The organism is Leisingera daeponensis DSM 23529, assembly GCF_000473145.1.
Classification (GTDB): Bacteria; Pseudomonadota; Alphaproteobacteria; order Rhodobacterales; family Rhodobacteraceae; genus Leisingera; species Leisingera daeponensis.
Map to the genome: position 1 here is coordinate 1,321,734 of NZ_KI421500.1, position 24,270 is coordinate 1,346,003.

A 24,270-nucleotide genomic window follows, 5' to 3' on the forward strand; every position below is an offset into this window, starting at 1 on the left:
AAACTTATAAGCCTGAAGCAAGCCCGTGGGACCGCCTGGGTCGCTCCCCCCTTCAGATGCTCATCTTTTTGAACACACCCTCCGGGATGTTGCGGATGATCAGCATGATCAGCCGCCAGACCGGCCGCACATAGACGACGTTTTTCTGCTTGGCGGTGGCATCGGTGATGGCGCGGGCGACTTCTCCGGGCTGGGCCGTCAGCTTGTCCGGCAGGTCCATGCCCTCGGTCATCTGCGTGGCGACAAACCCGGGCAGCACCGTAACCACATGCACGCCCTTGCGGGCCAGCCGGTTGCGCAGGCCGGACAGGAAGGCGGTGAAGCCGGCCTTCGCCGCGCCGTAGACATAATTGGTCGCGCGTCCCCGCTCACCGGCAACCGAGCTAATCCCCACCAGCGTGCCGGAGCCGCGCTGTTCAAACCGGCTGGCCAGTTCCGACAGAATGCTGGCCGGGCCTTCGAAGTTGCTGCGCAGCACTTGGGCCGCGGCGGCAGGGCTGGTTTCGCTTTCGCCCTGCTCCCCCATAAAACCAACGGCGCAGACGGCGATGCCCGGCAGTTCCGGCAGCGCATCGGCAAAGCGCTCGTGTTCTTCCAGCGCCAGCGCGTCGAACTCATGCAGGGAGACCGGCACGCTGTAGCGCAATTCCAGATCGGTCTTCTGGGGCTCCAGACTGTCCGCATTGCGGGCGGCAAGCTGCACCGGGCGGCCTTGCGCGGCATAGGCATGGGCCACAGCCATGCCGATGTCCGACCGGGCGCCGAGGATCAAAACGGGGGATTTGCTCATAGCGAAAGCCTTTGCGACTGGGCGGACTGAAAGGAGGGGTGCAGCCCGGACATTTGCCGCATCCCCGCGTACTCTGCGGCCCTGGGGTCGGCGGCACGCAGCGTGTCCCGGCTCATCCGGCTGTCCTTGGCCAGATAGAAGCGGCCGCCGTGGGCGATGGTGATCCGGTCGAGGTCCTGCATCAGCTGCAGGCTGCGGCGGTTGACCGGGAAGTCCAGCGCCAGGGTATAACCCTCCATCGGGAAAGAGAACGCGCTGTTCTGCGCGCCCAACCGTTTAAGCACCGCCAGAAACGACCCCTGCCCGGCAGCAGAGATCGCCTCGAGCAAGGCACGCAAGCCTGCCCGCGCGCTGTCCAGCGGCAGCACGCATTGAAACTGGGCAAAGCCCTTGCGTCCGTAGATCCGGTTCCAGCCCAACAGCGCATCGAGCGGGAAGAAGAAGCTGTCGTAACCGGTGATCTGCCGCCCGGCCTTGCGCGCCCCTGCCCAGTAATAGGCGGCATTGAACGCCCGCACGCTGTAGCGGTTCAGCGCAAAGGACGGGAACACGGGCGGTACGGTGCGGTTGCTGGCGCGGGGAATGGCAAAGGGGCGCGCGGCCTGGTCATAGCTCAGGTCCTGCAGCAGGGCATGTTCCCCCAGCATGACCAGCGACCGCCCCAGATTGTCGCCGCCCGCCAGGCAGTCGATCCAGGCCACCGAATAGGTTGCAGCGGCGGAGCGTTCGAAGATTTCGATGGCCGCGTCGAGGTTTGCAGCCGGAATCGTATCCTGCCGGATCCAGGCGGAGGGTACACGCCGCAGGCGGATGGCGGCCCGCAGGATCACACCCGTAAGCCCCATGCCGCCAGCGGTCCAATTGAACAACTCTGTGTTTTCCTCAGCGGAACAGCGGCGGACCGTTCCATCCGGCCCCATCACCTCGACCCAGTCCAGGCCGCTGCGGAAGCTGCCATCCTTGTGGTGGTTCTTGCCATGCACATCCGCGGCAATGGCGCCGCCAAGGGTCACGAACTTGGTGCCCGGCACCACCAGCGGAAACCAGCCCCGCGGCAGGAAGGCAGAGATGATATCGCCCAGCAGAACGCCGCTTTCCGCCACCAGCAGGCCGGTCTCCGCATCAAAGGAGATCATCTTGTTGAAATGGCGCATATGCAGGGTCGCAGGCACCCCAACCGCGCTGTCGCCGTAGGCGCGGCCATTGCCGCGGGCAATGACAGAGGGGCTATCGGTGATCAGCCGCTGCAGCTCTGCCTCGCTGCGCGGTGCCAGCAGCTGCGCCTGCGCCACGGGGTAGTTGCCCCAGCCGGACAGCCCCCTCATTCCGCCTCCGCCGTGCGGCGGGTGAAAACGAACTGCCGGTCCAGCTGGTATTTCACCGTGTAGCCGATCACCAGCCCCAGGATTGCCCCGGCCTCGCGCGCCGCATCGGTGCCCCAAGTGAGCCAGAACAGCGTCTCGGTGATCCAGAACACCGCCGTGGTCGCCACCCCCATCACCGAATACAGCAGAAAGGTCCGGCCCTGGTGTTTCAAGCCGCCCTGCTGGTCAAAGAAGATCCAGCGCTTGTCCAGCATGTACTTGACCACCAGCCCGGCCAGAGTGCCCGCAGCCATGGCAGCGGTGAAATAGGCGCCGGTCTCCCCCAGCTGCAACACCGCGCGCTGGGTGGCGAGGTTGACGGCGGTGGCGGCGGCCGCAAATGCGGTGTAGCGGACAAGAAGCTGCTGCAGGGTCATAGTGCGCTGCTCCACACCGCAAAGGACAGGGCGATCAAAAAGCACAGCTGGCTGCCGCGGTCGCGCGCCGCATAGACCACCGGGTCATCCTGCATTTGGCCCCGGTGGGCCAGCATCACCGTATTGGTGATCCAATAGAGCAGCACACAGCAAATCCCCCACAGCCCCTGCGGCGTGGCGTACAGCGCGGCCACCGCCGGCGAATTGAGGTAGAGCGCCAGAACCAGCACCGACACATAGCCCGCGGCAATCGCGATCATCGAGATGACCGGCAGATCGTCCACGTGATAGCCGCGCCCCTTGGCGGTCAGCTGCTGGCGCCTGGCGCTGTCCACCAGCTCTGCCTGGCGCTTCACGGCGGCCAGCGAAAAGAAGAAGAAAATGGAAAAGGCCAGCAGCCAGACCGACAGCGGTATGCCCGTGGCGGCACCTCCCGCTGCGATGCGGATGGTATAAAGCCCCGCCAGCAGGCAGATGTCCATCACAATCAGCCGCTTGAAATGCAGCGAATAAGCAGTTGTCATCGCGTAATAAAGCAGGATGACCCCAAGAAACAGCAGACCCAGCGGCAGGGCCGCCGCCAACCCGCCCAGAAACAGCGCCGCCGCCATCCAGCTGCCGTGTTCAATCGGGATGCTTCCCGCGGCAAAGGGCCGGAACCGCTTGCGCGGATGGGCGCGGTCGGCGTTCAGGTCAAGGAGGTCGTTCACCACATAGACGCTGGAGGCAATCAGGCTGAACGACAGGAAAGCCAGCAGCGACTGCACCAGAGTTACCATGTCCAGCTGATGCGCGGCCAGCATCGGCAGGAAAACGAGGATGTTCTTCAGCCACTGATGCGGTCGCAGCGCCTTGACATACGCAGTCAGCGCGGGCTCTGCCGTCGCCAGATGCTCTGTCCGGGACGCAGCTTGCTCCGCCTTCTGGCGCAGCGCCGGTGGGGCATTCACGGTGACCGCCTTTGACGCCAGCCGCCAGACCGGCAGATCGGCCGGGGAATCCCCCATGTAGGCAAAGCCGCCCGCGCCGAACCGGCTTTGCAGGAACTCCGCCTTGACCGGCCCTTTCAGGTTTTCGGTGCCGCTGGAGCCATGGACCTCGTCAAACACGTCCAGATGAGCGGCGATCTGATCGGCGATGGACTGGTCGCTGGCGGTCACCAGCGCGGTCTGGCCGCCCCGCTGCCGCCAGTCCCTGACATAGTCCACGACCGCCGGATCATAAGGCAGGCTGGCCGCATCAATCCGGGAGGTGCCGGCCAGATGCCGCTTCAGCGCCGCCCGGCCGTTCAGCAGCGCAACCGCCGCGGAAAAGGGGCTTTTCCAGTCGCGCCCGAAGGAGGACCAGAAGCTTTCATACAGGATATTGCTGCGCAGCAGGGTGCCATCCAGGTCGACGGCAAGCATGCCGGGCTGCCCGGCCGGAAGCGATGAATCTGTCGTCAAATGAAATCAACCGGAAGATGGTTTTGGTCCCTGCCCCGCTTGTACCAGCGGCCCGGCTTTTTGGCTAGGTGCCAACGCAGCCGTGCCGGGGCCGCCTGTTGCAACGATGCCTGAGCCGGAGCCGCTCTCCGGCAGGGGGAATTTCATAGAGACCCAAGTTCCACTATGACGGTACAAAACATTTGAGGTCCGGCATGACAACTCCCCCGCACGTTTCCGGCATCGCGCGCGCTCCGGCGCCCGGGCTGGCTTCGCTGCTGCGCGATACCGCAGTTTTCACCCTTGCCGCTGCGGCGATCGTGCTGGTGAGCAGAACACTGGCGGCGCTGCTGCTGGAGATCCGCCCCGATCCTGTCCACCTGTCCGGGGCATACCAGCACCTGCCGGTGCAGCAGCTGCATGACGGGCTGCTGGAGGCGCTGATCGCCTTGCATTCGCAGCCGCCGTTCTGGAACTTTCTGCTGGGGCTGGCGGCCAAGGCCTGCAATGCGCAGGAGGCCTGCATGATCCAGCTGATCTGGGGAAGCCACCTGTTGCTGACTGTTGTGACCGCTGCCAGCATGTATGCCGCCCTGCGGCTGCTGTCGCCGTCACGAAAGCTGGCCTGTCTGCTGCCGCTGGCCTATGTACTGACGCCGGCGGTGTTCTACTATGAGAACTTCATCCTCTATGCCCATTTCACCTCAGCGCTTTTCGCGCTGTCGTGCCTCTTCGTCCTGCTGCTGCTGAAGACGCGCCGCACGCTGTATTTCCTGCTGTTCTGCACCTGCCTCGCGATCCTGTCGCTGACCTGGACGCTGTTTCACCCGGTCTACATCCTGCTGGTCGGAGGCCTGCTGCTGTTCAACGCGGGTGCCGGACCGGTCCGCGCCGCCATCCTGGCCCTGACGCTGGCGGTGTCGCTGCTGCCGTCGGTCAAAAACAAGGCGGTGTTCGGCATCTTCAGCTCCGGCAGCTGGCTGGGCCTCAATGTCTCGCAAGTGGCTCCCGAGCGGATCGAGGGCTGTTCCTTCAAGACCTTTGCGGAAACGCATGGGCTGATCGGCCAGCATATTGGCAGCGCCCTGAACGATCCCCGGATGATCGATTATTCCAAAACCTGCCTGAAGAAGTCCTTGGAGGTGATTTCCGCCAGACCGTTGCAGTATGCCGCCGGGGTGGTGGTGCGCGCCTTCACCAGCCTGTCGCTGTGGCCGAACGAATACCTGTTCCCGCCGCTGAACTGGGACCGCTTCCCCAAACTGCCGGACACCAAGCGGGTGCTGACCGAAGACAACAAGATCGTGATTGACCCCAGCCTGTCGCGGTTCCTGACGCTGGCGCTGAACCTGTTCGCGCTGATCGCCCTGGCGGAGCTTGCGCGCCGGGACAGGGATCCGGCACGCCGGGCGTTCTATCAGGTGATGCTGCTGTCGGTCGTGCTGTTCCTGGGGGTGGCGCACGCCGTGAACGGGCCGGAGCAGGAGCGCATGCGCTATACGCTGCATCCGCTGTTCTGGGGGCTTTACGCCGTGGTGCTGCTGGAAGCCGGCCGCCGCCTCAGGCGGATGGCGGGACGCGCCGGGGCAGAAAACCTGCCGTCACCGGGCAGTTCGCACTAAACGTCCGTAACGCAGATACAAAACTGGCGCCGGCGGCACTGCTGCCCGCCCGGCGCCAGCAATTTCCCTGCCAGGGCCGAAGCCCCGAGCGGCTTACATGCCCAGGGCTTCCTTGTACATTTCCAGCACCGCCTCTTCTTCGGCGATGTCGTTTTCGTCGCGCTTGCGCAGGGCGATGATCTTGCGCATCACCTTGGTGTCGTAGCCGCGCCCCTTGGCTTCGGCCATCACCTCTTTCTGCTGCTCGGCGATCGTCTTTTTCTCTTCGTCCAGACGCTCGAACCGCTCGATAAACTGGCGCAGTTCGCCAGCGGTCACACGGTAGTTTTCGCTTTTTTCGTCTTCGGTGATATCCATCTGCGGCTCCGTCGGCACATGCTGTCAGTTGCTGTCGGAGCAAGGGGATAGCGCCCCGCCCGCCGCGCCGCAAGAAGGGAAAGCGGCGGAGCTGCGCCAAGCGGCAAAAACCGGCACCCGTGCCTGCGCGGCTTGCGCGCCGCGAACGGATCGGCTAGGCGCGGCACGACGCAACCCCTGCAGGAGCACACCCATGTTCGATCTTATCGTTTGGACCGGAGCCGCCTTGTCCGTTGCCGGGCTGCTGGGGCTGGTCTGGTGCATCATCAAGGTCGCACGCGCCCGCCGCCAGAAACTGGATGACGACGCGCTGCGTGCCGTTGTTCAATCGGTGCTGCCCTACAACCTGGGCGCCCTTCTGCTGTCGGTTCTGGGCCTTATGCTGGTGATGACGGGCATCTTTCTGGGCTGACGCCCGGCCCGCCCCTGTCTGAAAACCAGTCTGCGTCAGACGGGCATATTATCGAACATCTCTTCCACCGCTTCTTCGCACAGCGCAGCCTCAAGACGGCGGAACCGGCGCGGAACCTCTGCCCCTTTCTTGCGCATGTGATCCAGCAGCCGGATGAATTCGGGCCGCATGGCCAAGCGGGCCGCGCCGGTCTCTTTCTGAATTCTGGTTTCCAGCTGTTCGACGGTGTGAAACAGATCTTCCATTGTCATAAGCAGTCCTCCCTACGTCCTGCGATTGTGACAGTATTTCGCAACAGGAATACGAAATCCCGCAGAATGTTACCTTTGCGCCGCAATTTCACGCTTTTTTTACGGCTTCCTGACGCTTTTGCGGCTTTACTCAGCACCATATGATTCTAACGGGGCCGGTTTGGGCCGCGCCTTGACACACATCAGACAGCTGCGATGATTTTTGCCGAAGCCTGCAGCAAAGCCCGCCGGCTCTCTTGAAACATATTCTCAAATCAATATATGATTTCCCAGCATCCAGGGAGACTGACAGATGACCCCCGCCGTCAAAGCCTTTTTCGACGAAGCCACCAACACCGTGTCCTACGTGGTGCGCGAGCCCGAGGGCACAGCCTGCGCCATCATCGACTCGGTTCTGGACTTTGACCACGCCGCCGGGCGCACCAGCACCGCCTCTGCCGACGCCATCATCGCCTGGGTCAAGGCCGAAGGCCTGCGGGTGGAGTGGATCCTGGAGAGCCATGTCCATGCCGACCACCTGTCCGCCGCCCCCTATCTGCAAGAGCATCTTGGCGGCAAGATCGGCATCGGCGACCGGATCACCGTGGTCCAGGACACCTTTGGCAAGATTTTCAACGAAGGCACCGAATTCCAGCGCGACGGCAGCCAATTCGATCAGTTGTTCCGCGAAGGCGACAGTTTCATGATCGGCCAGTTGCGTGGCGAGGTGCTGCACACGCCCGGCCACACGCCTGCTTGCCTGACCTATGTGATCGGCGATGCGGCGTTTGTCGGGGACACGCTGTTCATGCCCGATTTCGGCACCGCCCGCTGCGATTTCCCGGGCGGCTCCTCTGCCGATCTGTACAACTCGATCCAGAAGATCCTGGCACTGCCGGACGAGACCCGCATCTTTGTCGGCCACGATTACAAGGCGCCGGGCCGCGACGATTACGCCTGGGAAACCACGGTGGGCGAGCAGAAGGCGCTGAACGTGCATGTAGGCCAAGGCCGCAGCATCGAGGAATTCGTCAAGATGCGCGACGCCCGCGACGCGACGCTGGGGATGCCGCGGCTGATCCTGCCGTCGCTGCAAGTGAATATGCGCGCTGGCCAGATGCCGGAGCCGGATGAGCAGGGCGATGTGTTCCTGAAGATCCCGGTGAACAAGATCTGACCGGACGCACGGGAAAGGACCAGGGAAAGACAATGCAAGCAGACTGGATTTGGGGATTGGGCGGCGGCCTGCTGATCGGGCTTGGCGGCGCGGTTTACCTGCTCGGAAACGGCCGGATCATGGGGGCTAGCGGCATCCTGGGCGGTCTTCTGGATGGCAGCGGCCGCAACACCGCGGCGGAGCGGATCGCTTTTATCGCCGGGGTGATTGGCATGCCGCTGCTGATCGGGCTGCTGACAGGGGGCACGCCCAATACCCATGTCACCAGCAATGCAGCGGTTCTGGTGCTTGCCGGGCTGCTGGTGGGTGTGGGCACCCGCGTTGCCAACGGCTGCACGTCCGGTCACGGGGTCTGCGGCATTTCCCGCCTGTCCCTGCGCGGGATTGCGGCGACCGCCGTCTTCATGCTGGCGGGCATTCTGACGCTGGCGGTGCTGCGCCAGCTGCTGGGGGTGATCTGATGCTGCGGATTTTTCTGGCACTGGCCGCAGGCAGCCTGTTCGGGGCCGGCCTGATGCTTTCGGGGATGACCGACACCGCCAAGGTGCAGGGGTTCCTGGATATCTTTGGCAACTGGGATCCGACCCTGGCCTTCGTGATGGGCGGCGCGCTGCTGCCGATGGCGCTTGCCTGGCGGCTTACGGAAGGGCGCAAACCGGCTGCCGGCGGCAGCTTTCCCGCCCCGCCCTCTGCCGAGCTGGACCGTCGGCTTGTTCTTGGGTCGGTGCTGTTCGGCATCGGCTGGGGGCTGGTGGGCCTGTGCCCCGGCCCGGCGATGGCCTCGCTCAGCTACAACAGCTGGCAAGGCGCGCTGTTCCTGGCGGCAATGGCCTGCGGCATGATAGCCGCCCCGGCCGTCAGCCGGCATCTGGACCGCGGCGCCGCAAGCGCGTAAGGAGTCGGCCCATGGATGCAAGTGTAATCACCCCCCGCTATTCGGTCTCGCCGCAGATCTCGGCTGAGGACCTGCCCGCCATTGCCGCAGCCGGCTATACGATGGTGATCTGCAACCGCCCGGACGAGGAAGTGCCGCCCAGCCATCAGGCTGACGCGATCCGCGCCGCGGCTGAAGCAGCCGGTCTGCGGTTTGAGGCTCTGCCCCTGACCCACCAGACCATGACGCCGGAAAACGTGGCGGCGCAGCGCGAGTTCTATGAAAACAGCGAAGGCCCGGTGCTGGCCTATTGCGCTTCCGGCACGCGCAGTTCCGTAGTCTGGGCGCTGGGCCAGGCCAGCGAAATGAGCGCGGATGACATCCTGCAAAAGACCGCTGCGGCGGGCTATCAGCTGGACGGGCTGCGCCCGGCGCTGGACTCGCTGGCAAACCGCTGAGGCCGTAACGGCAGGGGGTGCGGCCTGCACCCCCAAGCGGCTGCTTCCGGATTGAAACCCGCACCCTCTCCAAAAACAAAAGATGGCTTGATAGCAAATCGCTGCCGGTGCCGGCGGGCGGCTAAAGCTGCCTCGCGGCAATGGCGGCGGATACAGTGGCGCGGCACTGCGGATACAGCTGACCGCCAGCTTCCGCCTGACCGCTGACCGAGCAGAGAGCGGCTGCGGACAGGCCGCGTTTAACCAGGGACCTCCTGAACCGGCTTCAGCCGTTCTCCGTCAAGGCTCAGTCCAGCCCGGCCAATTGCGAGATTTCTGCCGCATCGCCGGCCTCGAAATCGCCGAGGTCGGCGGCGGGAAAATCGGGCAGATCCGGCAGATCGGGGAGATCCGGCAGCCCGCCGTCGAGGCCCCCCATGCCAAACCCGCCATCACCGTCGAGATCAGACAGGTCCAGACCATCCAGGCCGGCGTCCATTCCGCCCAGTCCGCCCATGGCACCGCCATTCAGCGCCGGTGCGGCCTCCAGTGCGGGCAGGCCGCCGTCGTCCATCGGATCCTGCAGACCCTGGTCGGCAATGCCCATGCCAAGGGCCGGCGGCGCGTCCGGCAGCGCATCCAGGCCGCCCCCGTCGGAAAAACCCATGCCGTCGCCGCCGCCATCACCCGCCAGCCTCGCGCCCGACCGGTTCAGCCGGACCGCGCGGGACCCGTTCATTTGTCCCAGCCGCCCCTGCGCCACCGGCTTGCCGCCGATGGTCAGCAGGTCGGTTTCATACAGGAACGCCTGATCCAGCGGCAGCGTGTCGCCGATCTTGAGGCTCGTGAAGTCGCGCAGCGGAACCCGCATCTTGCACAGGACCGCGGTCAGCTCTGCGCGGATAGAATCGAGGTTGCGGCCCAGCGACGGACCCTGGGCGCCGCCGCCCTGGCTCTCCTGCAGTTCCTCAGCAGTGGGTTCCGGCAGGATCAGTTTCATCACGCCCTGCATGGCGCCGCAGGCCAGATCCAGGTTCAGCTCGATCACCCGGTAGTCGTCAGCCTCCATCCCCAGCACCAGGCTGCGCACGTTTTCGACCTGGGCGCCAAAGCGGTAGCCGGCAAAGATGGCCTGATCCGCCTGGCCCTCCAGCATCGACACCACCTTGGCAAAGGAGCGTTCCAGGAATTCCGCGGTCATTGCGGCGTCGGTGGGGGTGTAGAGCCGTTCATTCGGCGCCTTGCCGATAACCGCGCCGATGGTCTGCTGCTGAATCAGCGCCGTCACCGTGGCCGCGTCCATGCTGGCCGCACCGACCCGCCCGTTCGGGCAGTCCAGCACCACAAGCAGGTCTTTGTCGGACAGGTTCCGGGCCAGATCCTCGGAAACGCGGTTGCACTGGCGGGCCGCCAGCACTGCCAGCGGCAGTTCGCACAGATCAGCCGCCGCGCGCGCGAGGGAACGGCGCAACGCCTTCAGCGTCAGGGAGCTGCTGATCGCCCCTGAGCCTTCCTTGGTTGCTGCCAGCTTGCGTGCAAGCACACTTTGCTTACCGCTGCCCGCCTGTGCTGCTTCTGTCTCAGACATAGGCTGTTTAACCTGCCCCATACGCGTCCCGTTTCCCCGGTTTTACCCGAAAGGAGGTTAACAACTCCTGTACCTCACAACAGGTTACGCCGCCTTTTCGCCCGCAGCGGGTAAGGAAACCCGGAAAGCGCCGCCACTGTGGCCCGGCAGGTAGCAGATATCGCCACCAAGCCGCTGCATGACCTCGCGGCAGATTGCCAGCCCAAGCCCGGCACCGCCCGCGCGCTCAGGGCTGACGCGGGAGAATTTCTCGAAAATCATTTGCCGGAACTCCGCGGGCACGCCGCTGCCGTTATCCGTGAAATCAATATGCAGGCGGCCGCCGGCGGCAGTGGCGGAGATGGTCAGCTCCGGCTCCTCCGCATCGCAGTATTTCTGGGCATTTGCGATCAGGTTGATGAACACCTGCGCCAGCCGGTCGAGGTCCGAGGAGAGGCGGAAAGTTTCCGTCTCCGGGGTGCGGATCACCTTCAGCGGCCGGTCCGACCCCGCCAGCGCCGCCGCGAGCGCATGGTCCAGAACTTCCGGCAGGGTGCCCGCCGTCATGTTGAGGCTCACCTGGCCGTTTTCCAGCACGCTCAGGTCCAGAAGATCGTTGAGCAGCCGGGTCAGCCGCAGCGTCTCGTCATGGATGATACCGGCATAGTGGCGCTGCTCCTTGGGGTTGAGCTGGCCGTCATCGCGCAGGATTTCCGAGAACGCCCGGATCGAGGTCATCGGCGTGCGCAGTTCATGGCTCACCTGGCTGAGGAAGGCATCTTTCTGCTCAGAAATCTGGGTCAGCTTTTCGTTTGTTTCCCGCAACTTGCGCGCCGTTGCCGACAGCTCTGCCGATTGCGCCTCAAGGCGGCTGGAATATTCCAGCATCTGCGCCGTCTCATCCGCCACCGCCAGCAGATCCTGAACAGAGACCGACGAGCCGCCGACAATCTGGCCGATCATCGCATGCGCCGCCGCCGCCCCGATGGAAGCGCTGAGCTCGCGCTCCAGCCGCTCCAGGAAGGCCGGCGTCGGCTCTGGCAAGGGGCCGCGGCCGCCCTGGCGCAACCGCTCGCGCTGGAAGAAGGCCTGCGCCTCGGGTGCGCCGAGGATCCGCTGCGACATGATCATCAGGTCTTCGGATTGCGCCACGGATCCGGTCCAGCCGCGCGGGCCCGCGGAATGGTCGAACACATTTACGAATTGCGCCCCCTGCAGCCGCTCCAGCGGGCTGGGGAAGCTCATCAGAGACACCAGGCAGAAGGCCAGGGCATTGAGGCTCATCGACCACATCACCGCATGTACCGTCGGGTCCAGCCCTTCGATCCCGAACAGCGCCTCCGGCCGCAGCCAGGCCAGGCCAAACAGGCCCTCGCGCAGGATGTGCTCCGGCAGCAGCCCGCCGCCCAGCGCCGGCAGCAGCATGGTATAAAGCCAGATGGCAAAGCCCACGGTGAGCCCGGCCAGGGCGCCAGAGCGGGTGGCGCCGCGCCAGAACAGCCCGCCAACCAGAGCGGGCAGGATCTGCGCCACCCCGGCAAAGGAGATCAGACCGATGGCCGCCAGCGCGGCGGCGCCGCCGGACAGGTGATAATAGAAATACCCCAGCGCCATGATCACCGCGATCGACACCCGGCGGGAAAACAGCACCACATCGCGCACATCGCCCGAGACCGAGGCCTGGCGGCTTTGCAGCCGCAGCCAGACCGGCATCACGATATGGTTAGACACCATCGTCGACAGCGCCATGGCCGCCACGATCACCATCGAGGTCGCGGAGGAGAAGCCGCCCAAGAATGACAGCACCGCCAGCCCCTGCTGCCCCTGCTGCAAGGGCACCGTCAGAACGAACATGTCCGGATTGGCGCCCGCGGGCAGCAGTTCCAGCCCGACCACGGCAATCGGCACCACGAACATCGAAATCAGCAGCAGGTAGAGCGGAAAGGCCCAGGAGGCGATGCGCAGGTGGCGTTCGTCCTCATTTTCCACCACCATCACCTGAAACATCCGCGGCAGGCAGACAAAGGCGGCAGCGGCAAGAAAGGTGATTGTGGCCCAGCGGCTGCCATCGACGTTCCAGTGGCCGATCTGAGAGGCATCAATGCGCTGCAGGGTCTCGCCAACGCCGCCCGCCACACCCCAGACGACAAACACCCCGACCGCCAGCAGCGCCGCCAGCTTGACGATCGCCTCCAGCGCAATGGCGGTCACAACCCCGTGGTGGCGCTCATTGGCGTTGAGGTTGCGGGTGCCGAACAGGATTGCAAACACCGCCAGCCCGGCGGCCACCCAGAACACGGTCGACGTTTCATTGTAGCCGCGGATAGGATCAGCCTCGGCGAAGATTGCGAAGGACAAAGTAACCGACTGCAGCTGCAGCGAGATATAGGGGGTAACACCGATGACCGCGAGGATCGTTACCCCGGTGGCCAGCAGGTTCGACTTGCCGTAGCGCGAGGAGATCAGGTCAGCGATCGAAGTGATCCGCTGGCTGCGCCCGATCCGCACCAGCTTGCGCAGGCCCCACCACCAGCCGATCATCACCAGCGACGGGCCAAGGTAGATCGTCACGAACTCCAGGCCCGACCGCGCCGCATAGCCGACCGCGCCGTAAAACGTCCAGGCGGTGCAATAGACCGACAGTGACAGCGTGTAGATCAGCGGCGAACGCATCCAGGCGGCGCTGCGGCCGCGGGCGGCCATCCGGTCGGCCCAGAAGGCGATGAAGAACAGGAAAGCCACATAGGCGAGGCAGACAAAGGCCAGCACATTCAGGGAGGCCATCAGGCGTCCTCCGCACCGGAGGAGCCGTCACCGGGAAGCTCTGCCCCGTCCGGCCCGCCGCCGGTCCAGTGGTCGGCCCACCGCTGCACGGTCAGGCTGAAGGCGAAACAGGCGCCGATCAGACCGATCCAGACCGCAAAGACATAGATGATCGCCGATGACATGCTGACCCCGCCGCGGGCCGCCGGGTGGGTCGAGGCCTCAGGCCAGAGCAGCGGCAGCGCCAGCAGCAGCACTCCCAGCACCGGCAGCAGCCGGGCGATGTCCATCAGGCGGCGGCGGCGGTAGGTCTGGCGTTCCGCGCGGGTGCCCGTTTGCTCTCTGGGGCTGACGTCGCGGGTCATCCCTGCCCGGCCTGGGCGTGCAGGTCCCGCACGGCTGTCAGCACCTCGGCGTTGGAAAAGGGCTTGGTCATGAACCGGGTGACGCCGGCTTTCTCCGCCATCTCGCGGTCGCGCATCTGGCCGCGGGCGGTCAGCATCAGCACCGGCAGCGCCTGCATCCCCGCTTCGGCGCGCAGCTCGCGCACGATCTCCAGCCCGCTTTTGCCCGGCAGCATCAGATCCAGAATCACCAGGTCGGGATTGGCATCCCGGATCACCTCCACCGCGGTGGCGCCATCGGTGTGGGCATCCACGCTCCACCCGTCCCGGGTCAGCAGAAACCGGATGGCCTCGGTGATATTCGGCTCATCTTCGATCAGTACAACATGCCTGCCCATCAGCAGAATTTCCTCCCGGCGCCCCCTGCCGCACAAGCCGGTGCGGGCACGCATTCCTTTTGGCGCAGGTTAGCCCTGCGGCCATGTTGCTGTCAAAACTCTTCCTTCAGGATCGACGGCTCGCGCCGGGCCGGACAGCCGCGGCGCGGGCAGATCCGGCAGCTGGCGCCGACCGGCTGCGGATCCTGCGCGTCCTGCCCGCCGGGCAGGATCAGCATCACCGCCCGGTACAGCGGGTCAGCCCCGAAATCCGGCATCTCCAGCGGCCAGGCCACCGCCATACAGTCAAAGGCCGCCGCGTTGCGCCCCTGCTGCACGACGTTGCGCCGCACCGGAACCTGCGGGCGCACCAGCGCGGTGTAGAGCGGCCACAACGGACAGGACGCCCCGAACCGCGGCATGGCAAAGCCGGTGACCGGCTTGCGGAACAAAAGCGTGCCGGAGGCATCGCAGATCACCAGCCCGGTCTCGCGGCCCAGCACCTCTTCCGGCAGCGCAGCCAGACGGCGCAGCACCGCAGGCAGGCCGCAGCCGAACTGCCGTGCCAGCGCCACCGGATCAAGCCCGCCGGAGCGGATCTCGCGCGCCAGCGCCGGCAGCGGCATGGCGCGGGCATCCGCCTGGTATTGCTCCAGCGCTGCGCGGGCCAGGCTGCGGGCCGCCTCGCTTACCAGTTCCGGGGCGTCCTGCACCAGCCCTTGCGGCTCCGCTGTCCCCTCCTCCAGCGCCGGAAAATGGAAGCCGCTGGCCTGCAGGAAGGCCTCGGCCTCCTCTTGCGGCATGCCGCGGCGGTCCTCGCCGGTGTCGCCCTCATCCAGAAGGCTGACCAGCGCCCGGCTGCTTTCGGACAGGCGCAGTGAATCCTGGTTGAGGTTCTTGTGGAAACGGTCGCGCCACTCCGGTTCCAGCTCGCCGGTTTCCGCCAGGATCGACGCGGTGGAACGGATCGCAGCGGCGGTCGACAGCACCTCATGCACCGAGGCCGCCAGGTTGGGGTCGTGGGTCAGCCGGTCCGAGAGCGTCTCGACCGTGCGCTCCAGCGTGGCGATGCGGCGGTGGCCGGAAGCCAGCACCTCTGCCCAGCCCGGAAAGCGTCCGGCAAACTCGTCCACCCGGTCCAGCTCCGCCACCGGCACGCCGCTGTCAGCCGCCGCCTCCCGCAGGGTGGAGATCAGCGCCGCCTCCGCCCCCTCGCTCAGCATCGACGGCTCCACCCCCAAAACCCCTGCGATGCCGACCAGCAGCTTGCCGCCGATTCTGCGCCGGTTGTGCTCGATCAGGTTGAGGTAAGAGGCTGAAATCCCGGCCTCCCGCGCCAATTCAGCCTGGCGCAACCCCAGGATGAGCCTGCGTTCGCGGATCCGGCTGCCGGTCAAGGTGTCGCGTGCCATGCGGACAGGCCTCCCAAAACACTTTCAATTCAAGGGCTTTCTGCAACGCAATATAAGTTTGTTTACAGCGCAGCCCGGAATATTGTTCATTTATTTACAGAATTTTCAAGCTGCAAAAGGGTTTTATTGCTTGGGTTTACATGACGCTCTCATACTGATTTTGCACTCATCGTGCTGGTACCGCGCAGAAGTGAGGAGCTGCAAGGCACCAATCATATTAGGGAGGAATACATGTCCAAATTTGAGGTTTCGCGCCGTGGTGTCCTGAGGACCGGCGCAATGGCAGGCGCTGGCGTGGCGCTGCCGACCATCTTCACCGCTTCTTCCGCCGCGGCCTTCACCAATGAGCCGACCGGCGGCACCGTCACCCTGGGCTTCAACGTGCCGCAGACCGGCCCCTATGCCGATGAAGGCGCCGACGAGCTGCGCGCCTACGAACTGGCTGTCGAGCATCTGAACGGCGGCGGCGACGGCGGCATGATGAACACCTTCAGCTCCAAGGCGCTGCAGGGCAACGGCATCCTGGGCAAGAAGGTGGAATACGTCACCGGCGACACCCAGACCAAATCCGATGCCGCCCGCGCCTCCGCCAAGTCGATGATCGAAAAAGACGGCGCGGTGATGATCACCGGCGGCTCCTCCTCCGGCGTGGCCATCGCGGTGCAGGGCCTCTGCCAGGAGGCGGGCGTGATCTTCATGGCCGGTCTCACCCATTCCAACGACACCACCGGCAAGGACAAGAAGGCCAACGGCTTCCGCCACTTCTTCAACGGCTACATGTCGGGCGCGGCGCTGGCACCGGTGCTCAAGAACCTCTATGGCACCGACCGCACCGCCTATCACCTGACCGCGGACTACACCTGGGGCTGGACCCAGGAAGAGTCGATTGCAGCCGCCACCGAAGCCATGGGCTGGCAGACCGTGAACAAGGTCCGCACCCCGCTGGCGGCCACCGATTTCTCTTCCTACATCGCGCCGGTGCTGAACTCGGGCGCCGACGTTCTGGTGCTGAACCACTATGGCGGCAACATGGTGAACTCGCTCACCAACGCGGTGCAGTTCGGCCTGCGCGACAAGGTGGTGAACGGCAAGAACTTCGAGATCGTGGTGCCGCTCTACTCCCGCCTGATGGCCAAGGGCGCAGGCGAGAACGTCAAGGGAATCCACGGCTCCACCAACTGGCACTGGACGCTGCAGGATGAAGGCTCCAAAGCCTTCGTGAAATCCTTTGGCACCAAGTACGGCTTCCCGCCGAGCCAGGCGGCGCACACCTGTTATGTGCAGACCCTGCTCTATGCGGATGCTGTGGAACGGGCCGGCAGCTTCAACCCCTGTGCGGTTGTGGAAGCCCTGGAAGGCTATGAGTTCGACGGTCTGGGCAACGGTCCGACCCTCTACCGCGCCGAAGACCATCAGTGCTTCAAGGACGTCCTGGTGGTGCGCGGAAAGGAAAACCCGACGTCGGAGTTCGACCTGCTTGAAGTGGTCGAGGTCACCCCGCGGGCACAGGTGGAATATGCCCCCGATCATCCGATGTTCGCTGGCGGCAACCTGGGCGCCTGCAACCCGGGCGCATAAGCCAGCCACAGGGCACCGGAGCTCTAAGAAGTATCCGGGCCGGAGTCCGCACCGGACTCCGGCTGCCCCAACCGGCCCGTCCGCTCCCCCGCCGGGCGGGCCATCCCGAACCTGACGCACGGTGGGACCCATGGACGCCATTCTCCTGCAAATCCTGAACGGGCTCGACAAGGGCTCGGCCTATGCGCTCATCGCGCTGGGATTGACACTTATCTTCGGCACGCTGGGCGTGGTGAACTTTGCCCATGGGGCCCTGTTCATGATCGGCGCCTTCTGCGCCGTGACCCTGCAACGCATTCTAAACCTCAGCTTCGAGGTGGTCGACGAGACCCAGACCGACTTCCTCGGCAACCCGCTCAAGGTGAAAACTCCCTATGCCGAGGCGTGGTTCGGCCCCGAGTTCGGCGGAGCCCTCATCGACTGGGCAGTGCCGCTGGCGATCCTCTTTGCGATCCCGATCATGATCGGCGTCGGCTATGTGATGGAGCGCGGGCTGATCAAGCATTTCTACAAGCGCCCCCACGCGGACCAGATCCTGGTGACCTTCGGCCTCGCCATCGTGCTGCAGGAGGTGGTCAAGTACTTCTACGGCGCCAACCCGATCCAGACCCCGGCGCCGGACGCGCTGAACGGCGTCGTGAACCTGGGTGCCGTGATCGGTATGGACATCATCTATCCGGTCTGGCGTGTGGTGTATTTCTTCTTTGCCGTGCTGATCATCGGCGGCATCTTCAGCTTCCTGCAGTTCACCACCTTCGGCATGGTGGTGCGGGCCGGCATGGCCGACCGCGAGACCGTGGGCCTGCTGGGCATCAACATCGACCGCCGCTTCACCATCATGTTCGGCATCGCGGCCGCGGTCGCGGGCCTGGCTGGCGTCATGTACACGCCGATCAACTCCCCCAACTACCACATGGGCATGGACTTCCTGGTCCTCAGCTTCGTGGTGGTGGTTGTCGGCGGCATGGGCTCCCTGCCCGGTGCGGTACTGGCGGGGTTCCTGCTGGGTGTTCTGGAAAGCTTTGCCTCGATGAACGAGATCAAGTCGCTGATCCCCGGCATCGACCAGATCATCATCTACGTGGTCGCAATCATCATTCTGCTGACCCGTCCGCGGGGCCTGATGGGCCGCAAAGGCGTGATGGAGGACTAAGACATGTTCGGACTGGACAAAAGAGACACTTCCCTGCTGATCATCGTCGCCATCCTGACGCTGTTTGCTCCCTTCATCCTGAACCCCTTCCCTACCGGCAGCGCCATGGCGCAGTTCAATGCGGGATATCCGGACCTGATGCAGCGTTTTGTGATCTTCGGGATCTTCGCCATCGGCTTCAACATCCTGTTCGGCCTCACCGGTTACCTGTCCTTCGGCCACGCGGCCTTTCTGGGGGTCGGCTCCTACTCCGCGGTCTGGATGTTCAAGCTTATCGGGATGAACGTGATCCCTGCGATTGTGCTGTCGGTGATCGTCGCGGGCCTGTTTGCGCTGCTCATCGGTTTTATCAGCCTGCGCCGCTCCGGCATCTACTTCTCGATCCTGACGCTGGCTTTTGCGCAGATGTCCTTCAACCTTGCCTATTCGGTGCTGACGCCGGTCACCAACGGCGAGACCGGCCTGCAACTGACGCTGGAAGACCCCCGCATCCTGGGCGTCTCCGCCACGGCGGACGGCTCGATCCCAGTGACCAACCTTTTCGGGCTTGAGATGCGCTCCACTTTCGAACTCGCCGTCGGCCCCTGGGCCTTCCAGTTCAACGCGGGTTATTACCTCTGCGCGCTGATCATGCTGGCCGCCTTCTACCTGGCGATCCGCATCTTCCGCTCGCCCTTCGGGATGATGCTGCGGGCGGTCAAATCGAACCAGCAGCGGATGAACTACACCGGCCTCAACACCCGGCCCTACACCCTGGCGGCCTTTGTGATCTCCGGCATGTACGCGGGCCTTGCAGGCGGGCTGATGGCCTCGATGGACCCGCTGGCCGGGGCTGAGCGGATGCAGTGGACCGCCTCCGGCGAGGTGGTTCTGATGACCATCCTCGGCGGTGCCGGCACGCTGATCGGCCCGGTTCTGGGCGCAGGCTTCATCAAGTACTTCGAGAACATCTTCTCCAAGATCAACGACAACGTGCTTCACAGCTGGTTCAGCTTCCTGCCCGACGGGATGGAGGACGCGGTGGTGTTCCTGATCCACCCCTTCATCGGCAAGGGCTGGCACCTGACCTTGGGCATCCTGTTCATGCTGGTGGTGATCTTCCTGCCCGGCGGTCTGGTCGAAGGCGGCCAGCGGATCAAGGGCTGGCTTAACGGCCGCAAGGCCAAGGATGGCAGCAAGGCTGCCGGCGAAACCAACCCCGCGGAATAAGGAGACAAAGAAATGGGTATCCTTGAAGTCAAAGACGTGGGGAAGCGGTTCGGCGGCCTGCAGGCGCTGTCCAACGTGAACCTCAGCGTGCAGGAAAACTCGGTCCACGCGATCATCGGGCCGAACGGCGCGGGCAAGTCCACCCTGCTCAATTGCCTGGTGGGCAAGCTGATCCCCGACACCGGCTCCGTCATGTTCGACGGCCAGTCGGTACTGGGCCGCGCGCCCTATGAAATCAACCAGATGGGGATCAGCCGCGTGTTCCAGACGCCGGAGATTTTCGGCGATCTGACGGTGCTGGAAAACATGATGATCCCCTGCTTCGCCAAACGCGACGGTGCGTTTGAACTGAATGCCCTGTCTGCGGTGCTGAAGCAGAAGGACATCCTGCAAAAGGCAGAACACATGCTGGAAGAGATGAACATGGCGGACAAACGGCACATGCACGCCGCCGCCATGTCCCGCGGCGACAAGCGGCGGCTGGAGATCGGCATGTGCTTGTCACAAGAACCGCGCTTGCTGCTCTTGGACGAACCCACTGCGGGGATGGCGCGGGCCGATACCAACAACACCATCGACCTGTTAAAACAGATCAGCGACGAGCGTGACATCACCATCGCCATCATCGAGCACGACATGCACGTGGTGTTCAGCCTTGCGAACCGGATCACCGTTCTGGCTCAGGGCACGCCGCTGGTCGAGGACGATCCCCAAAACATCCGCGGCAACCCGAAGGTGCGCGAAGCGTACCTGGGCGAGAGCGCGTAAAGGAGAAACACCATGAATGTGAAACCCGATTTCTCCAAGAACGCCAATATGGCCACGACCGCCCCGGCCTTCCTGTCGGTCTGGGATGTGCATGCTTATTACGGCGAGAGCTACATCGTGCAGGGCATCAGCTTCAACGTCCACGAGGGCGAGATCCTGGCGCTGCTGGGCCGCAACGGCGCGGGCAAGACCTCGACCCTGCGCTCGATCGCGCGCACCGGCTCGCCTTTGGTCACACGAGGCGAGATCTGGCTGGACCACAAGCCGCTGCACAATATGGAATCTTATGAGGCCGCTGCCGTGGGCCTGGGCCTGGTGCCCGAAGACCGGCGCATCATCCCCGGCCTGACGGTAGAGGAAAACCTGCAACTGGCGCAGATCGCCCCGCCCATCGGCTGGTCGCTGGAGCGCCTTTATGACCTGTTCCCGCGCCTTGGAGAACGCCGCAAGCAGGAGGGTGTGACCCTGTCGGGCGGCGAACAGCAGATGCTGGCAATCGCCCGCGCGCTGGCCCGCGACATCAAGGTGCTTCTGCTGGACGAACCTTATGAAGGCCTCGCCCCGGTGATCGTGGACGAGATTGAAAAGACCCTCATCCACATCAAGGAACAGGGCATGACAACGATCATTGTCGAGCAGAACGCAGTCCGTGCCCTGGAACTTGCAGACCGTGCGGTGATCCTCGATACCGGCGGCATCGTTTTTGACGGCACCGCCGCCGAGGTTCTGGAAAACGAGGAACTGCGCGCCGAATACCTCGCGATCTGAAGCGAGGTGCAAAATTATCTCCGTCTTGCCGGCCGCCCGCGTGCCGGCAGTGGCAGACTGAAGCCGGCTCTGTTCAAGGGCTGGCCTCTTTTTCGGCAACCGCTGCGCCTGTCCTCTAAACATCAGTTTTTGCCGCAATAAACCCGGGTTATACGGCCCCGGTTTCTGCGCCATTCCAACCTGGCGCCTATTTCCCTCGGCTGCTCCTGCCCCGACGTCTCTGACACGGACCGCGCCAATCCGGTGCGGCGCCGGACAGGACAAACGAAAGGACACCCGATGCGCCATTCACTGAAACTCCTCGCCCTTGCTCTCACCCTGCCTGCGGCAGCGGCCTTTGCCTCCGACAGCGCCCCCAGCGCCGAAACCCAGGCCAAGATCCGCGATCTGCTGACAGGCCAAGGATACGAGGTGCGCAAGATCGAAGCCGAAGACGGCCAGTACGAGGCCTACGCCGTGAAGGACGGCAAGAAGTACGAGGTCTACCTGAACGGCAAGCTTGAGGTGGTGAAGGTCAAGGAAGACGACTGACCGGCTCAGGCATCATCTGCCGGGCGCCTGCCGGCGCCCGGCCACGGCAGGAGGGCTGACATGCACCGCACATACGTCTGGGACCCTGTGGTCCGGCTGTTCCACTGGTCGCTGGCGGCGGGATTTGCCGCTAATGCGCTGGTCACCGATCCGGAGGGCAATCTTCACGAATACATCGGCTACGCCGTTGCCGCGCTGATCGGCATCCGGGTGATCTGGGGCCTCATCGGCAGCCGTCATGCGCGATTTGCCAGCTTTCCGCCCGATGCCAGCGCCGCGGCCGGGCAGCTGAGCGATATCGCCACGGGCCGGATCCGGCGGCATCCCGGCCACTCTCCGCTGGGCGCGCTGATGATCTACAATCTGCTGCTGACGATCACCGGCATCGCCCTTACCGGCTATCTGATGACCACAAACATGTTCTGGGGCATCGAATGGCCGGAAGAACTGCATGAGGCGCTGGTCTCCTGGGCGGAGATTTCCATTGTGCTGCATGTGGCGGCGGTGCTGTTCGAAAGCCGCCGCACCAAAGTCAATCTGGCGCGCGCGATGGTCACTGGCTACAAGGAGGGGCCGGAAGCCAGCAGAGAGAGCCCCTGATGCGCCACGCCCCGAACGGCCCTGCCCAGCCTTGGGTCCTGATCGCCGTCATCGCCGTGCAAGCCATTTGCGCGGCGGTGTTTCTCGGGGATGTGATTGCGGACCTCAGCGGCCTGGAGGCCGGAGAGGCTGAAGCCGGGGAACGCGGCCACACCTATATCGAAGGGCTTGCCGCGCTGGCGCTGACCGCGGCCATCGTCATTGAAACCCGCATCCTGATGTGGCTGCTGCGCCGCAAGGCGCATCTGGAGGAAAGCCTGAGCGCCGCCCAGGCCGCGGTGCAGGACGTGATCAACACGGAGTTTGCCGCCTGGGGCCTGACACCTGCCGAGCTGGATGTGGCCAATTTCCTGGTCAAGGGCCTCAGCACGGCCGAAATCGCCGCCATGCGCGGCAGTGCCGAAGGCACCGTCAAGGCGCAGCTGAATGCGATCTACCGCAAATCCGGCACCGCCAGCCGGGCCGAACTGATGAGCCTCCTGATCGACACGATGATGGGACAGCGCCAGCCCGACCGCAGCGAAGGCACCGCCGCCCGCCCGGCCTGAGCTGCCGTTATCAGACCATCTTCCGCAGCTCGGTCTTCAGCACCTTGCCGTAGTTGTTCTTGGGCAGCGCATTGATCCGCAGATAGGCCTTGGGCCGCTTGAACCGGGCAATCCGGCTGTTGCACAGCGCGTCCAGCTCCGCCTCCGGCGCATCCCCCACGACAAAGGCCACCACCTCCTCGCCCCAATCCGCATGCGGCCGGCCCACCACCGAGACCTCGCGCACCTGCGGATGCATCAGCAGCACCTCCTCCACCTCGCGCGGGTAAACATTGGAGCCGCCGGTGATGATCATGTCCTTGGAGCGGTCCTGCAGCGTCAGGTAGCCGTCCGCGTCCAGCACCCCCATGTCGCCGGTCATCAGCCAGCCGTTGAGCAAGGTCTTGGACGTCGCTTCGGGATTGTCCCAATACCCCGGCATCACCGCATCGCCGCGCACCATGATCTCGCCATGGCTGCCTGCAGGCAGGAACTCCCCCTCCGGCGTGCCGATCTGCACCTCCACCACGCTTTGCGCCCGGCCGACGCTGGCCAGCCGCTCGCGCCAGCGCGGATGCGTGCGGTCCTGCACGTCGTGGCGCGGCAGCGCAGTGATTGCCATCGGGCATTCGCCCTGGCCGTAAATCTGGACGAAGACCGGGCCGAAATGCTCAACCGCCTCGATGATATCGGCGGCATACATCGGCCCGCCGGCATAGACGACCGTGCGCAGCCCTTCCCCCTTGCAGCCCAGCCGCTTGGCCTCGGACGTCATTCTTGTCACCATGGTCGGCGCGGCAAACATGTGCACCCGCCCGAAATGCGCGGCAAGGCCGAAGATCTCCGCCTCGTCAAAACCGCCGGAGGCCGGGCAGACGTGGCGCGCGCCCGCCAGCACGTGCTGAATCGCATAGATGCCCGCGCCATGGCTCATCGGCGCGGCATAAAGCGCGTGGTCGGCGGCGCTCACCTGATCCACGTCAGCGCAATAGGCGATGGCCATGGTCATCAGCATCCGGTGGGTGATCATAACCCCCTTGGGCCGCCCGGTGGTGCCGGAGGTGTAAAACAGCCAAGCGAGATCCCCGGGCGCGCGGGAGGCGGGCGCCGCCACCGGCTCCGCCTGCAACGCCGCCGCGTAATCCGCGCCGGTGATATCCACGCAGCGCACCGCGGCCCCGGTGTCTGCAATCGCCTCTGTCAGCCCGGGCGAGGTGAACAGCAGGCCGGTGCCGGAATTTTGCAGGATATACTCCGCCTCCTTGCCGTGCAGCTTGGCATTTATGGGAACTGCCGCCGCGCCGGCATACCAGATGGCATAAAGCGCAATCAGGTAATCCGGGCAGTTCTTCATGAAGATGCCGACCCGGTCGCCCTGTGAGACCCCCTGCGCCAGCAGCCAGCCCGCAACCGAGGCCGCCCGCGCATGAAACCCGGCGTAATCCGCCACCAGATCCTGCCCCAGATACAAAGCAGGCTGCGCGCCCTCTGCCGCCGCTGTCCGCTGCAGCCACACCGCTATGTTCATTCGATTGTCCTCTCCCGCTTGCCCCGCAGCGCGCAACGTGGCACGCAGCGGCTGCCCCCTTCAATTCCGCAAAAATACCGG

General features: G+C 64.6%; 26 protein-coding genes. 14 read left to right on the forward strand and 12 right to left on the reverse strand.

The genetic code is table 11. The features are described 5' to 3' along the window. Positions 1-52: 52 nt before the first annotated feature. Genes DAEP_RS0106760 through DAEP_RS0106775 form a run of 4 tightly spaced genes read right to left on the reverse strand, consistent with a single transcriptional unit; the run spans position 53 to position 3,937 of the window. A complete protein-coding gene (locus tag DAEP_RS0106760; protein ID WP_027244131.1) occupies positions 53-790 on the reverse strand; it encodes an SDR family oxidoreductase in 738 nt (245 codons plus the stop codon). Next, on the reverse strand, positions 787-2,115 hold the full coding sequence (locus tag DAEP_RS0106765; RefSeq protein ID WP_027244132.1) for an FAD-binding oxidoreductase: 1,329 nt from the start codon (positions 2,113-2,115) through the stop codon (positions 787-789). Before DAEP_RS0106765 ends, DAEP_RS0106760 begins: the two co-directional genes overlap by 4 nt. Next, entirely contained in the window at positions 2,112-2,531 is a 420-nt protein-coding gene (locus DAEP_RS0106770) for a GtrA family protein (RefSeq protein ID WP_027244133.1), read from the reverse strand. The genes DAEP_RS0106765 and DAEP_RS0106770 overlap by 4 nt, the downstream gene beginning before the upstream one ends. Continuing rightward, positions 2,528-3,937, reverse strand: coding sequence for a UbiA family prenyltransferase (locus DAEP_RS0106775; protein WP_036760492.1), 1,410 nt, complete (start codon positions 3,935-3,937; stop codon positions 2,528-2,530). The genes DAEP_RS0106770 and DAEP_RS0106775 overlap by 4 nt, the downstream gene beginning before the upstream one ends. A 233-nt stretch (positions 3,938-4,170) precedes the next feature. Here DAEP_RS0106775 and DAEP_RS0106780 point away from each other — a divergent pair, with 233 nt between their 5' ends. Next, the gene (locus DAEP_RS0106780) at positions 4,171-5,577 is read left to right on the forward strand and encodes a hypothetical protein (protein ID WP_027244135.1); all 1,407 of its coding nucleotides are present in this window, start codon (positions 4,171-4,173) and stop codon (positions 5,575-5,577) included. Between the two features lie 93 nt (positions 5,578-5,670). Here the strand turns inward: DAEP_RS0106780 and DAEP_RS0106785 are convergent, their stop codons facing one another. Then, positions 5,671-5,934 carry a DUF2312 domain-containing protein gene (locus DAEP_RS0106785; RefSeq protein ID WP_008553759.1) on the reverse strand — a complete coding sequence of 88 codons (264 nt, stop codon included), beginning with the start codon at positions 5,932-5,934 and terminating at the stop codon, positions 5,671-5,673. Between the two features lie 193 nt (positions 5,935-6,127). Here DAEP_RS0106785 and DAEP_RS0106790 point away from each other — a divergent pair, with 193 nt between their 5' ends. After that, entirely contained in the window at positions 6,128-6,346 is a 219-nt protein-coding gene (locus DAEP_RS0106790) for a hypothetical protein (protein WP_008557112.1), read from the forward strand. A 35-nt stretch (positions 6,347-6,381) separates the two neighbouring features. On the opposite strand, the gene DAEP_RS0106795 is transcribed toward DAEP_RS0106790, so the two are convergent. Then, positions 6,382-6,597: a hypothetical protein gene (locus DAEP_RS0106795; RefSeq protein ID WP_008556452.1), complete on the reverse strand. Its 216-nt coding sequence runs from the start codon at positions 6,595-6,597 to the stop codon at positions 6,382-6,384. A gap of 292 nt (positions 6,598-6,889) precedes the next feature. On the opposite strand from DAEP_RS0106795, the gene DAEP_RS0106800 reads away from it, so the two are divergent. From DAEP_RS0106800 to DAEP_RS0106815, 4 genes are read left to right on the forward strand one after another with little or no spacing between them, the layout of a single operon-like run. Then, positions 6,890-7,753, forward strand: coding sequence for an MBL fold metallo-hydrolase (locus DAEP_RS0106800; RefSeq protein WP_027244136.1), 864 nt, complete (start codon positions 6,890-6,892; stop codon positions 7,751-7,753). A 32-nt stretch (positions 7,754-7,785) separates the two neighbouring features. After that, positions 7,786-8,214 carry a YeeE/YedE family protein gene (locus tag DAEP_RS0106805; RefSeq protein WP_008554962.1) on the forward strand — a complete coding sequence of 143 codons (429 nt, stop codon included), beginning with the start codon at positions 7,786-7,788 and terminating at the stop codon, positions 8,212-8,214. Then, positions 8,214-8,648 (forward strand): DUF6691 family protein, encoded by a 435-nt coding sequence (locus DAEP_RS0106810; protein WP_208855444.1) that lies wholly within the window; start codon positions 8,214-8,216, stop codon positions 8,646-8,648. The genes DAEP_RS0106805 and DAEP_RS0106810 overlap by 1 nt, the downstream gene beginning before the upstream one ends. Positions 8,649-8,659: 11 nt before the next feature. Next, complete coding sequence (locus tag DAEP_RS0106815; protein WP_027244138.1) at positions 8,660-9,085, forward strand: protein tyrosine phosphatase family protein; 426 nt, start codon at positions 8,660-8,662, stop codon at positions 9,083-9,085. A gap of 286 nt (positions 9,086-9,371) precedes the next feature. Here DAEP_RS0106815 and DAEP_RS0106820 read toward each other — a convergent pair whose 3' ends face one another. From DAEP_RS0106820 to DAEP_RS0106840, 5 genes are all read right to left on the reverse strand, one after another. After that, positions 9,372-10,652, reverse strand: a complete 1,281-nt coding sequence (locus DAEP_RS0106820; protein ID WP_027244139.1) for a FliM/FliN family flagellar motor switch protein — start codon at positions 10,650-10,652, stop codon at positions 9,372-9,374. 84 nt (positions 10,653-10,736) lie between these two features. Further along, entirely contained in the window at positions 10,737-13,415 is a 2,679-nt protein-coding gene (locus tag DAEP_RS0106825; RefSeq protein ID WP_027244140.1) for an ATP-binding protein, read from the reverse strand. Beyond that, positions 13,415-13,759 (reverse strand): hypothetical protein, encoded by a 345-nt coding sequence (locus DAEP_RS22490; RefSeq protein ID WP_051337329.1) that lies wholly within the window; start codon positions 13,757-13,759, stop codon positions 13,415-13,417. Before DAEP_RS22490 ends, DAEP_RS0106825 begins: the two co-directional genes overlap by 1 nt. Beyond that, entirely contained in the window at positions 13,756-14,136 is a 381-nt protein-coding gene (locus DAEP_RS0106835; protein WP_008555574.1) for a response regulator transcription factor, read from the reverse strand. The genes DAEP_RS22490 and DAEP_RS0106835 overlap by 4 nt, the downstream gene beginning before the upstream one ends. A gap of 92 nt (positions 14,137-14,228) precedes the next feature. Further along, complete coding sequence (locus tag DAEP_RS0106840; RefSeq protein WP_027244141.1) at positions 14,229-15,527, reverse strand: helix-turn-helix transcriptional regulator; 1,299 nt, start codon at positions 15,525-15,527, stop codon at positions 14,229-14,231. Between the two features lie 231 nt (positions 15,528-15,758). Between DAEP_RS0106840 and DAEP_RS0106845 the strand changes: the two genes are divergently transcribed. The 8 genes from DAEP_RS0106845 (at position 15,759) to DAEP_RS0106880 (ending at position 22,682) form a co-directional block, all read left to right on the forward strand. Further along, entirely contained in the window at positions 15,759-17,105 is a 1,347-nt protein-coding gene (locus DAEP_RS0106845; RefSeq protein ID WP_027244142.1) for a substrate-binding protein, read from the forward strand. 130 nt (positions 17,106-17,235) lie between these two features. Further along, positions 17,236-18,258, forward strand: a complete 1,023-nt coding sequence (locus DAEP_RS0106850; RefSeq protein WP_027244143.1) for a branched-chain amino acid ABC transporter permease — start codon at positions 17,236-17,238, stop codon at positions 18,256-18,258. Between the two features lie 3 nt (positions 18,259-18,261). Then, complete coding sequence (locus DAEP_RS0106855; RefSeq protein WP_027244144.1) at positions 18,262-19,467, forward strand: branched-chain amino acid ABC transporter permease; 1,206 nt, start codon at positions 18,262-18,264, stop codon at positions 19,465-19,467. 12 nt (positions 19,468-19,479) lie between these two features. Beyond that, complete coding sequence (locus DAEP_RS0106860) at positions 19,480-20,235, forward strand: ABC transporter ATP-binding protein (protein ID WP_008557057.1); 756 nt, start codon at positions 19,480-19,482, stop codon at positions 20,233-20,235. 12 nt (positions 20,236-20,247) lie between these two features. Then, the gene (locus tag DAEP_RS0106865; RefSeq protein WP_008554892.1) at positions 20,248-21,003 is read left to right on the forward strand and encodes an ABC transporter ATP-binding protein; all 756 of its coding nucleotides are present in this window, start codon (positions 20,248-20,250) and stop codon (positions 21,001-21,003) included. A 279-nt stretch (positions 21,004-21,282) separates the two neighbouring features. Beyond that, positions 21,283-21,534 carry a PepSY domain-containing protein gene (locus tag DAEP_RS0106870; RefSeq protein ID WP_027244145.1) on the forward strand — a complete coding sequence of 84 codons (252 nt, stop codon included), beginning with the start codon at positions 21,283-21,285 and terminating at the stop codon, positions 21,532-21,534. 60 nt (positions 21,535-21,594) lie between these two features. After that, complete coding sequence (locus DAEP_RS0106875) at positions 21,595-22,134, forward strand: cytochrome b/b6 domain-containing protein (RefSeq protein ID WP_027244146.1); 540 nt, start codon at positions 21,595-21,597, stop codon at positions 22,132-22,134. Beyond that, complete coding sequence (locus DAEP_RS0106880; RefSeq protein ID WP_027244147.1) at positions 22,134-22,682, forward strand: helix-turn-helix transcriptional regulator; 549 nt, start codon at positions 22,134-22,136, stop codon at positions 22,680-22,682. Before DAEP_RS0106875 ends, DAEP_RS0106880 begins: the two co-directional genes overlap by 1 nt. 10 nt (positions 22,683-22,692) lie before the next feature. Here DAEP_RS0106880 and DAEP_RS0106885 read toward each other — a convergent pair whose 3' ends face one another. Beyond that, on the reverse strand, positions 22,693-24,189 hold the full coding sequence (locus tag DAEP_RS0106885) for a class I adenylate-forming enzyme family protein (protein ID WP_027244148.1): 1,497 nt from the start codon (positions 24,187-24,189) through the stop codon (positions 22,693-22,695). Positions 24,190-24,270 lie beyond the last annotated feature (81 nt).

Bases quoted from the DNA above. Each gene is read 5' to 3' on its own strand.
- DAEP_RS22490 (WP_051337329.1), bottom strand. From the start codon at position 13,759: ATGACCCGCGACGTCAGCCCCAGAGAGCAAACGGGCACCCGCGCGGAA.
- DAEP_RS0106795 (WP_008556452.1), bottom strand. From the start codon at position 6,597: ATGACAATGGAAGATCTGTTTCACACCGTCGAACAGCTGGAAACCAGA.
- DAEP_RS0106765 (WP_027244132.1), bottom strand. From the start codon at position 2,115: ATGAGGGGGCTGTCCGGCTGGGGCAACTACCCCGTGGCGCAGGCGCAG.
- DAEP_RS0106770 (WP_027244133.1), bottom strand. From the start codon at position 2,531: ATGACCCTGCAGCAGCTTCTTGTCCGCTACACCGCATTTGCGGCCGCC.
- DAEP_RS0106880 (WP_027244147.1), top strand. From the start codon at position 22,134: ATGCGCCACGCCCCGAACGGCCCTGCCCAGCCTTGGGTCCTGATCGCC.
- DAEP_RS0106865 (WP_008554892.1), top strand. From the start codon at position 20,248: ATGAATGTGAAACCCGATTTCTCCAAGAACGCCAATATGGCCACGACC.
- DAEP_RS0106775 (WP_036760492.1), bottom strand. From the start codon at position 3,937: ATGCTTGCCGTCGACCTGGATGGCACCCTGCTGCGCAGCAATATCCTG.
- DAEP_RS0106825 (WP_027244140.1), bottom strand. From the start codon at position 13,415: ATGGCCTCCCTGAATGTGCTGGCCTTTGTCTGCCTCGCCTATGTGGCT.
- DAEP_RS0106800 (WP_027244136.1), top strand. From the start codon at position 6,890: ATGACCCCCGCCGTCAAAGCCTTTTTCGACGAAGCCACCAACACCGTG.
- DAEP_RS0106790 (WP_008557112.1), top strand. From the start codon at position 6,128: ATGTTCGATCTTATCGTTTGGACCGGAGCCGCCTTGTCCGTTGCCGGG.
- DAEP_RS0106875 (WP_027244146.1), top strand. From the start codon at position 21,595: ATGCACCGCACATACGTCTGGGACCCTGTGGTCCGGCTGTTCCACTGG.
- DAEP_RS0106780 (WP_027244135.1), top strand. From the start codon at position 4,171: ATGACAACTCCCCCGCACGTTTCCGGCATCGCGCGCGCTCCGGCGCCC.
- DAEP_RS0106810 (WP_208855444.1), top strand. From the start codon at position 8,214: ATGCTGCGGATTTTTCTGGCACTGGCCGCAGGCAGCCTGTTCGGGGCC.
- DAEP_RS0106885 (WP_027244148.1), bottom strand. From the start codon at position 24,189: ATGAACATAGCGGTGTGGCTGCAGCGGACAGCGGCGGCAGAGGGCGCG.
- DAEP_RS0106845 (WP_027244142.1), top strand. From the start codon at position 15,759: ATGTCCAAATTTGAGGTTTCGCGCCGTGGTGTCCTGAGGACCGGCGCA.
- DAEP_RS0106850 (WP_027244143.1), top strand. From the start codon at position 17,236: ATGGACGCCATTCTCCTGCAAATCCTGAACGGGCTCGACAAGGGCTCG.
- DAEP_RS0106855 (WP_027244144.1), top strand. From the start codon at position 18,262: ATGTTCGGACTGGACAAAAGAGACACTTCCCTGCTGATCATCGTCGCC.
- DAEP_RS0106785 (WP_008553759.1), bottom strand. From the start codon at position 5,934: ATGGATATCACCGAAGACGAAAAAAGCGAAAACTACCGTGTGACCGCT.
- DAEP_RS0106805 (WP_008554962.1), top strand. From the start codon at position 7,786: ATGCAAGCAGACTGGATTTGGGGATTGGGCGGCGGCCTGCTGATCGGG.
- DAEP_RS0106835 (WP_008555574.1), bottom strand. From the start codon at position 14,136: ATGGGCAGGCATGTTGTACTGATCGAAGATGAGCCGAATATCACCGAG.
- DAEP_RS0106870 (WP_027244145.1), top strand. From the start codon at position 21,283: ATGCGCCATTCACTGAAACTCCTCGCCCTTGCTCTCACCCTGCCTGCG.
- DAEP_RS0106840 (WP_027244141.1), bottom strand. From the start codon at position 15,527: ATGGCACGCGACACCTTGACCGGCAGCCGGATCCGCGAACGCAGGCTC.
- DAEP_RS0106820 (WP_027244139.1), bottom strand. From the start codon at position 10,652: ATGTCTGAGACAGAAGCAGCACAGGCGGGCAGCGGTAAGCAAAGTGTG.
- DAEP_RS0106815 (WP_027244138.1), top strand. From the start codon at position 8,660: ATGGATGCAAGTGTAATCACCCCCCGCTATTCGGTCTCGCCGCAGATC.
- DAEP_RS0106860 (WP_008557057.1), top strand. From the start codon at position 19,480: ATGGGTATCCTTGAAGTCAAAGACGTGGGGAAGCGGTTCGGCGGCCTG.
- DAEP_RS0106760 (WP_027244131.1), bottom strand. From the start codon at position 790: ATGAGCAAATCCCCCGTTTTGATCCTCGGCGCCCGGTCGGACATCGGC.